This window comes from Nonomuraea cypriaca (assembly GCF_015645445.1).
GTDB classification, from domain to species: Bacteria; Actinomycetota; Actinomycetes; order Streptosporangiales; family Streptosporangiaceae; genus Nonomuraea; species Nonomuraea cypriaca.
In genome coordinates, this window is record NZ_JADOGI010000526.1 from 1 (window position 1) to 1,184 (window position 1,184).

1 protein-coding gene is annotated in these 1,184 nt (G+C 65.5%); it reads left to right on the forward strand.

Annotated elements, in window-relative coordinates; genetic code table 11:
* Positions 1–1,070 (forward strand): IS1634 family transposase (locus ITP53_RS55395; protein ID WP_195903496.1); only part of this gene is annotated, 1,070 nt, incomplete at its 5' end.
* Positions 1,071–1,184 lie beyond the last annotated feature (114 nt).

The window sequence follows — 1,184 nt, forward strand, 5'->3', positions numbered from 1 at the left end:
CCGACACCGACACCGACACCGACGGCAGCGGCGACGGCGACGGCGAGCAGAAGCCAGCCGGGTTCCGCACCCACGGCAAGTCCAAGGACTCCCGGGATGATCTGCCGCAGATCGTGATCGGGATGGCCGTCACCCGCGATGGGATACCGGTGAGGGTCTGGTCGTGGCCGGGCAACAGCTCCGACCAGACACTGATCCGGCAGGTGAAGGACGACATGCGGGACTGGACCCTGTCGAAGATCGTGTGGGTGACCGACCGGGGGTTCTCCTCCGAGCGCAATCGCCGCTACCTGCGACGCGGCGACCATCAGTACATCATCGGGGAGAAGCTGCGCTCCGACTCCCCGGAGATCAAGGCCGCCCTGTCACGGCAGGGTCGTTACCAGGACGTGGCCGAGAACATGCGGGTCAAGGAGGTGAAGGTCTCCGACACCGAACGGTTCGTGATCTGTTTCAATCCCGAGGCCGCTGACCGGGACGTGGCGGTACGCGAGCAACTCCTCGCCCAGCTCACCGAGCTCATCGACCAATCCGACACACTCAGCGACATGAAACGCGGCGAGCTGCGCGGGCGCATCTCCACCAAGCCCGGCCTGAACCGGTACCTGCGCGTCACTCCCGGCGGGAAGCTCCGCGTCGACCACGCCAAGATCAAGACCGAACAGAACCTGGACGGCAAGTACCTTCTGCGCTGCTCGGACCCGAAGATGAGCGCCGAGGACATCGCCCTTGGCTACAAGCAATTGCTTGAGGTCGAGCGGGGCTGGCGGGACATGAAGTCAGTGATCGACCTGCGCCCGGTCTACCACCGGCTCGAGGAACGCATCCGCGCTCACGTCATCCTGTGCTGGCTCGCGCTCCTGCTCATCCGGATCATCGAAACCACCACCGGCGAGACCTGGATCACTATCCGCCGCCACCTCGACCGGCTCCACGCCGGCACCTTCACCGGCCCTTCGGGCCTGTTCCGCCAGACCACAGCGCTGTCCAAGCCACAGCGAGACCTGCTCGCCAAGCTCGACATCCCCGCCCCCAAGCAGATCATCGAGCTCCGACCCGCACCCCGCTGACCTGCAGGAACGCCACCGCCTAGAGACACGCCTCCCCGGCGTGCCCAGACGCATTTCCCCAGCTCATCCCCCGAATTCCGCCCTCTATCCGAACCGAATTATGTCGAACGCAGG